Genomic DNA, 6,953 nt, shown 5'->3' with positions numbered 1-6,953 from the left:
AGGTCACATATAGTGACCTTTTTTGCGTTCATAGCCCATATTTCACGGACTATAGCAGTATAAGCTGCCTACAGATAATCAAACTCATTACCTGATATTGCAAGGGTGCTTTCAGGGCCAGCTTTATAAGCGGCTTTGTGCGCATCGCGACGTACTAAGATACGTTCCATATAGAAGTCACGTGTCTTCATCTTAGACGCTGCAAGTAACGCATTACCTGATGCCTGCGCTTTGTCGGCCATGCTGTACCACAGTACACCAATCAAGGAATAGGCGCTGTATGCCAAGTAATCACAAGCAGCAGCTGCAGCGGTGGTGGCATCCATACCTAAGCAATCGGCTGAAGATGCACGCCAGTCATCAAGAATTCCTTGAGCCAGACCCTTCGCCTCACTGTCTTGAATGTCGCTGACCAAAGCGTTAAACGCATTATAGGTCGCTTCCATCATTTGACCGCCATCTCGGGTAAGCTTACGGCCAATAAGGTCTAGCGCCTGAATACCGTTGGTGCCTTCATATAACATAGCAATGCGCACGTCGCGCATAAGTTGTTCCATACCCCATTCACGAATAAAGCCGTGACCACCAAATACTTGTACACCTAGGCTGGTGGTCTCAAGGCCCATATCAGTCATAAAAGCTTTGCAGATTGGGGTTAAAAACTGAAGTATCTTGTCGGCATCTTCTTTTTCTTGACCTTCACCAAGCTTCTCAACGTCCATAAACTTGGCATAGAAAAGTGAAAGTGCACGGCAGCCTTCAATCAGTGATTTCTGCGTAAGTAACATACGCGCCACGTCAGGTTGAAAGACGATCGGGTCTGCTTTGCCTTCTGGATTTTGAATTCCCTGAGGTGCGCGAGACTGAACGCGTTCGCGGGCATAAGTCAGCGCGCCTTGGTAAGAGGCTTCTGCCGCCCCTAAACCTTGCAGACCTACTTGGAAGCGTGCATCGTTCATCATAGTGAACATACATGCTAGGCCTTGGTTTTCTTCACCAACAAGGTAACCCGTTGCACCGTCAAAATTCATCACACAAGTCGGGCTCGCTTTGATCCCCATTTTGTGTTCGATGCTTCCCACTGACAAGCTGTTCGCCTCGCCAGGCTCATTGCTGGCATCTGGAAGGAACTTGGGCACTAAGAATAAGCTGATACCCTTAACGCCTTTAGGGGCGTCAGGTAGACGAGCTAGAACAAGGTGAATAACGTTCGAACTCCAATCGTGATCACCTGCGGTAATAAAAATCTTATTACCGGTGACTTTATAGCTGCCGTCGCCTTGTGGCTCAGCTTTGGTACTAAGCAAGCTCAAATCTGTTCCTGCGTGAGGTTCGGTCAGGTTCATGGTACCTGTCCACTCACCGCTGATTAGCTTAGCAAGGTAGATATCTTTTAATTCTTTACTGGCGTGCTTAGTAACCGCAAGTGTTGCGCTTTCAGTAAGCATGGTGGTTAAACGCCAGCTTAAGTTCGCCGCGTTTAGCATTTCGTGAACAGGCACAGCCATGGTGTACGGCAAGTCTTGCCCGTCGTACTCGGCAGTACCTAGCATTGCATTCCAGCCGTTAGCAACATATTCCTGATAGGCATCAGCGAAGCCTTTAGGCGTGGTAATGCTGCCGTCTTTTAGCGTACAGCCTTCTTCATCGCCTTCACGGTTAAGAGGGGCAACCACATCCAAAGCAAACTTTGCACCCTGTGCAATAATTTCGTTGGCAAGTTCGCTATCAAAATCGCTGATACCGAGCTTTTCGTAGTGAGCATCAAGTCCAAGCCAGTCTTTTAACAAGAACTGAAAATCAGTCGTAGGGGCGTGGTACAGAGGCATGGATGACTCCTTTTTTCAAACAAGTGTTTTAATTTTGTCTATTATAGTCACAAAAAGCGTAATCCGAATAGTCCGTTAAAGGAAAGTTAATAATAAATTTGGATGATGTGGGTAATGATCTATACGGACTGATATGAGAGAAACACATAGGTTTACCAAGACTCGTTGACTTTAAATGTGCAGCAAAGGTCACACAGGCTCTGATGATGATGTCTGACGCATTGATGTTAATATGGAAAAGTGAACTCAAGTGGTAAGCTCGCTTGCAATTCAAATTCTCACTGGCATGCTTAGCCTACATTGAAATAACCCGTTCACATACGCACAAGCAACACGGTACATAAAAACATGAATCCAGAAAGCGCGAAGAAAAACCTTAAACATAGCAGTGATGATGCGCAGATCCCGGTTTGCATTGTAACGGGGGGAAGCTTGGGTATCGGTTTTGCGGTATGCAAGCTGTTTAGTCAAAACGGTTATCAAGTCATTAATTTAGATATCAGAGACTTTGAGCAAGCGTTACCTAATGCTATCTGGAAGCCGTGTGATGTAAGTGTTGTGCGTAATATTGAAGCCGCGGTGAATGAGGTTATTAATTCTTATCAACGCATAGACGCATTGGTGTGTAATGCCGGTATACATGTTTCAGCAACCATTGAAGACACTGATGAAGCGCTGCTTGATAAGGTACTAAACTTGAACGTAAAAGGGGCGTATGGCGCGATTAAGTCTTGCCTGCCAACCATGAAAGAGCAGGGCAGCGGCGCGATTGTGGTGATGGGCTCAGATCAGTCCTTTATTGGAAAGCGCAATTCGTTCGCCTACGGGGTCAGCAAAGGTGCATTGGCGTCTATGGCGAAAACCACCGCGCTTGACTACGCACCCCATAATATTCGCGTTAACGCGGTCTGCCCGGGTACCATCGAAACACCTCTATTTCATAACGCGATTGATAATTACGTGGCACGTTCTGGGGCAGATAAAAATGAAGTGGTAGCTGAAGAAGCCGCTGCACAACCTATTGGACGTTTGGGCCAGCCCGAAGACGTAGCTGAACTGACTTATTTCCTATGCAGCAACAAAGCATCGTTCATCACGGGTAGCTTGTATGCGGTGGATGGGGGCTACACAGCACAATAGAAAGAGCTGAACAAAAAAGCAACGTGAAATGCCTTATCAGCAATAGAATAAACCAAGGTTTTATAAACAAAGATGAGCAAGCCTTCAATCACTTGGATAGACCCTCATATTCACTTCTTTGCCTTAAACGAAGGGCACTATGATTGGCTAAAGCCTGCCAATGCCCCTTTTTGGCCAGATAAAAAAGCGATTGCAAAACATACTACAGAGCACATGCTCTATCGCGCGTCGTTAGGGCAGTTAGGCGGTTTTGTTCACATTGAAGCGGGTTACGATAACGAAAGACCCTGGCGTGAAATTGCGTTCCTGGAGCGTCATTGTACGTTGCCATTCCGTTCAGTTGGGTGTATCGATTTAACAGGAAGTAATGTTGGCAGTCATATCGACAAGCTAAAGCGGTACCACTCAATACGTGGGCTTCGTCACATATTAGATGACGATGCTAAAGTACTTTTACGCACCCCTAAAGTTAAATGGGGGCTACATCATATGGCGTCGCAAGGCTTGTCTTTTGAAGCGCAGTTAAATCTTGCAGATAGCAATGCTGTGCATGCGCTGCTAACGGTACTAGAACAAACACCCTCGCTAAAAGTGGCTATAAACCATGCCGCAATAGCGCCGATTGATGTAAATAGCTTTGCGTTTAAAACATGGCGGCAGCATATTCGCGACTTGAATGAAACGCAGCAAGTTGTGTTTAAGTTCTCGGGATTAGAAATGCAAGATCGCCGTTGGCTGTGGCCGCGCGCGTCTTATGTTTTTGAAACCTTGCTGGACACCGTTGGCACAGATCACATGATGTTTGCCAGCAACTTCCCGCTGTGTCTGTGGCGAATGCCGTATGCCGCGCTTTGGCATGGGTTCATTGATATGACAACGCCGCTTTCTGTAACTCAAAAAGCGGCGCTGCTGTACAAAAATGCGAAGCGATGGTACGACATCGCATAAAGCTAGCTTAGTTGAGCTGCTGAACTAGCCTCGGGTTTATTGCCTTCAATAAACCCGTTGAGTTTTAGTTTTATTTAAGCGCAGTTACCGTTATGTGCGGCGAGCGATAAACCACCTCATCGTTTAGATCGATACCAATTCCCGGTGTGTCAGGCGCTTCAATAAAGCCGTTTACTGGCTGAGGATCTTGAATGCAAAGTTCACGGTTCCAGTCTTTAATAGCGTAGGTATGGTGCTCGTGAATTAAGAAGTTTGGAATGGCCGTTTCTAAATGTAGGCTTGCCGCTGTCGCAACAGGGCCACCGCAAACGTGAGCCTGAATACGTACATCGTAAATGTCGGCATAGTCACACACCTTTTTCGCTTCGGTGAAACCACCACATAGGCCAACGTCAGGCTGAAGTACATCAATAGATTGGTCTTCAAGGTAAGGGCGCACATCCCAGCGGTGGTACAAGCGCTCACCGCCCGCAATAGGCACATTCACGTTCTTCGCTACTTTGTCGTGAAGCTTCGAGTTAAGGTAATTCACTGGCTCTTCGTAATATAGACAGTCAATTTCTTCAACGATGTCACCCAGCTGGATAGCCGTTGATGCACCTAATAAGCTGTGACATTCAAAGATGATGTCGCCATCTTCGCCCATTGTGTCTCTAATCGCCTGAAGACGGGCTTTGAAAAGTTTAAGCTCGGGCTTAGTGAATAGTTTGGTTCTGTCGAAATGGGTGTTGCCGTCTTTATCGTAAACGATGGGGTCAACTTTAACCGCATCGTAACCATCTTTAAGTGCTTTTTCAGTGGCGCGAGCATAGTCAGCGGGGTCGTTAAGCTTGGTTACTTCTTTGTCCCAATCAAACTGTAGCTGGCTAGCGTAGCTACGGAGCTTGCCATTAGTTTTGCCACCCAGTAATTCGTAAACCGGTAAGCCAAGCGCTTTGCCTTTAATGTCCCAAAGTGCAGTATCAATAGCGCTCATCGCAGCATAAATAACCGGGCCGCCGCCTAATCCCCAAAAGCCTTCGCGCAGCATTCTCGACCACAGCAGTTCAGTGTGAAAAGGATTAAAGCCAATCAGCATGGCTTCGGCAATTTCTTTAATCATGTGTGCAGCAGCGCTGTGACCCCAATCATAAGCCAGTCCTGCTTCGCCCACACCGGTAATACCTTCGTCGGTGTAAACGCGTACGAAAACCGGGTTCCACTGAGGGCGCTTAGGGCATTCGATATCAAAAATTTCTACTTTGGTGACTTTCATAATGTATAAACAATTCCTGTTTGAAATAAGTTGGCGTTTAGCTGGCTAAGCTAAATTATTCGCAGAAGCCCGGGTCTAGTTTGTAAGCTTTGCGAAGCATGGCAGGCCATGCTTTTTGGCCGCCTGTTTCGCCGCTGTGAACCACATTAGCCTGTGCGTATATGCCATCGGTAATGCTTTGCGGTATCTCGATAACCTCTTCATTAGACTGCATCAGGGCAAGCTGAATTTCGCACGCTCGCTGCAAATCGTAAAAGCGCATAAAGGCGTCGCCCACGGTGGGGCCAAGGGTTAGACCGCCGTGATTAGGCAAAAGCATGTGATTAGTGTCGCCAAGGTCGTCCTGCAAACGTTTCTTTTCTCTATCATCAACGGCTAAACCTTCGTAGCTGTGATAAGAAAGTGAAGGTAGCGAAAACATGGAATACTGGCTCCAGGGCTTAAGCCCGCCTTTGACAGATGCGACTGAGATTGTGGCTAGTGTATGCAGGTGAATAACGCATTGGGCATCGTGGCGCACTTCGTGGATAGCACTGTGAATGGTGAAGCCAGCGGGGTTTATGCCGTAAGGTGTATCGTCAAGGATGTTACCCTCTAAATCGACCTTAACCAGGTTAGAGGCGGTAACCTCGTCAAACGTCAGGCCAAAGGCGTTAACCAAGTAATGCTCAGTGCCCGGTACCTTAGCTGAGATATGCGTGTAAATAAGGTCGCCCCATCGCATATCTGCCACTAACCGATAGCACGCAGCTAAATCGACACGAGTTTGCCATTCTTGTTCAGATACTTTGCCTTTAAGGCTTAAGGTTGGCAGTGAAAACAAGCCACTTCTCCTATTCTTTTCATGGTGACAATTTACCAATACCCGCAACAATGAACAATCCTTTGTCAGTGCTGCGTTATATCGAATTGGGTGTAGCCATCGCGCAAGGGAATAAGATCGTCAGCGAAACGCATTGCGTCGTGGTCAAGGGTAAAGGGGTCGGCTTTTACGAGTTTTTTTATCTCTAATTTGGCCCAAGGAGGCGCATCGAAGGCGTCTGGAAGGGTCTCAACACCGGCATCTAAATCACAACCAAATATAGCCAATCCATTAGGTGTGGTGGATAAATATTGGGTAACTTCAACATTGAACCCAGTTTCTTCCCACGTTTCTCTGTGTGCAGTACAGGCGACCGATTCATTTTCAAGCACCCCTCCACCAGGAAAATCCAATTTACCTGAAAGACGGTGTTCTACTAACAGTACCTTATTATTTGTTTTGACTAGGCACGCGGCAGCAATCAAAGGGGCTGGACTGTTTTCTCCGACTTGGTTTTGTTGAGATAAAAGCCTATCGGAAACGCGACAAACCGGCGCGTTGGGTGAAGACTGTGAACATGCGAAAAGCGTTAAAACAGCGAATATAGCTGATAAGCGAAATAAGATGACCATCGATTTGGGTAAAATACTCTAGAAGCTGTTTGTGATTGTTTTAAAAATAATCAATATTAAATGACAGACTCTACGCAAAAATAAAAATAACACAACTAATACCAGTCCGCGTAGATCATTACCCACTCAGCGAGATTTAAAATGTTCGGAATCGCGGCGTGTTACCGCAGGTGTAGTGGCTCTACATCAAGGTGACACAACAAAGAGTACGGACATTTTAAACTCGCCCTTCGGGAAGGTCTGGCATGCTTCCTAGCTTCATTCTGGGAATTTGAAAGGGAACACCATTCCTGCCTTCCCACGCTTCGCTAGGAAACTTGCCAGCGCCTTCTGAGAGGGCAATGATC

6 protein-coding genes are annotated in these 6,953 nt (G+C 46.7%); 2 read left to right on the top strand and 4 right to left on the bottom strand.

Features of this window, described 5'->3' with window-relative positions; translation table 11 throughout:
* Nucleotides 1–68 precede the first annotated feature (68 nt).
* The gene (locus ACFI6J_RS21170) at nt 69–1,829 is read right to left on the bottom strand and encodes an acyl-CoA dehydrogenase family protein (protein ID WP_061439539.1); all 1,761 of its coding nucleotides are present in this window, start codon (nt 1,827–1,829) and stop codon (nt 69–71) included.
* Nucleotides 1,830–2,177: 348 nt separating this feature from the next.
* On the opposite strand from ACFI6J_RS21170, the gene ACFI6J_RS21165 reads away from it, so the two are divergent.
* Together ACFI6J_RS21165 and ACFI6J_RS21160 are read left to right on the top strand one after the other, a co-directional pair.
* Nucleotides 2,178–2,969: an SDR family NAD(P)-dependent oxidoreductase gene (locus ACFI6J_RS21165; RefSeq protein ID WP_061439541.1), complete on the top strand. Its 792-nt coding sequence runs from the start codon at nt 2,178–2,180 to the stop codon at nt 2,967–2,969.
* Between the two features lie 72 nt (nt 2,970–3,041).
* A complete protein-coding gene (locus tag ACFI6J_RS21160) occupies nt 3,042–3,917 on the top strand; it encodes an amidohydrolase family protein (RefSeq protein ID WP_061439543.1) in 876 nt (291 codons plus the stop codon).
* Between the two features lie 70 nt (nt 3,918–3,987).
* Here ACFI6J_RS21160 and ACFI6J_RS21155 read toward each other — a convergent pair whose 3' ends face one another.
* The 3 genes from ACFI6J_RS21155 to ACFI6J_RS21145 all read right to left on the bottom strand — a co-directional run bounded on the left by ACFI6J_RS21155 (nt 3,988) and on the right by ACFI6J_RS21145 (nt 6,606).
* Nucleotides 3,988–5,172: a mandelate racemase/muconate lactonizing enzyme family protein gene (locus ACFI6J_RS21155; RefSeq protein ID WP_061439545.1), complete on the bottom strand. Its 1,185-nt coding sequence runs from the start codon at nt 5,170–5,172 to the stop codon at nt 3,988–3,990.
* Nucleotides 5,173–5,227: 55 nt separating this feature from the next.
* The gene (locus ACFI6J_RS21150; protein ID WP_061439547.1) at nt 5,228–5,995 is read right to left on the bottom strand and encodes a class II aldolase/adducin family protein; all 768 of its coding nucleotides are present in this window, start codon (nt 5,993–5,995) and stop codon (nt 5,228–5,230) included.
* A gap of 65 nt (nt 5,996–6,060) precedes the next feature.
* On the bottom strand, nt 6,061–6,606 hold the full coding sequence (locus tag ACFI6J_RS21145; protein ID WP_061439552.1) for an NUDIX hydrolase: 546 nt from the start codon (nt 6,604–6,606) through the stop codon (nt 6,061–6,063).
* Between the last annotated feature and the right edge of the window lie 347 nt (nt 6,607–6,953).

It is taken from the genome of Alteromonas sp. G4i13 (genome assembly GCF_054960505.1).
The sequence above is the reverse complement of the archived record's forward strand: the minus strand, read 5'-3'. Positions and strand labels throughout refer to the sequence as shown.

Excerpts from the sequence above, each read along its gene's own strand:
- ACFI6J_RS21165 (WP_061439541.1), top strand. The coding sequence starts at position 2,178 with ATGAATCCAGAAAGCGCGAAGAAAAACCTTAAACATAGCAGTGATGAT.
- ACFI6J_RS21170 (WP_061439539.1), bottom strand. The coding sequence starts at position 1,829 with ATGCCTCTGTACCACGCCCCTACGACTGATTTTCAGTTCTTGTTAAAA.
- ACFI6J_RS21160 (WP_061439543.1), top strand. The coding sequence starts at position 3,042 with ATGAGCAAGCCTTCAATCACTTGGATAGACCCTCATATTCACTTCTTT.
- ACFI6J_RS21145 (WP_061439552.1), bottom strand. The coding sequence starts at position 6,606 with ATGGTCATCTTATTTCGCTTATCAGCTATATTCGCTGTTTTAACGCTT.
- ACFI6J_RS21155 (WP_061439545.1), bottom strand. The coding sequence starts at position 5,172 with ATGAAAGTCACCAAAGTAGAAATTTTTGATATCGAATGCCCTAAGCGC.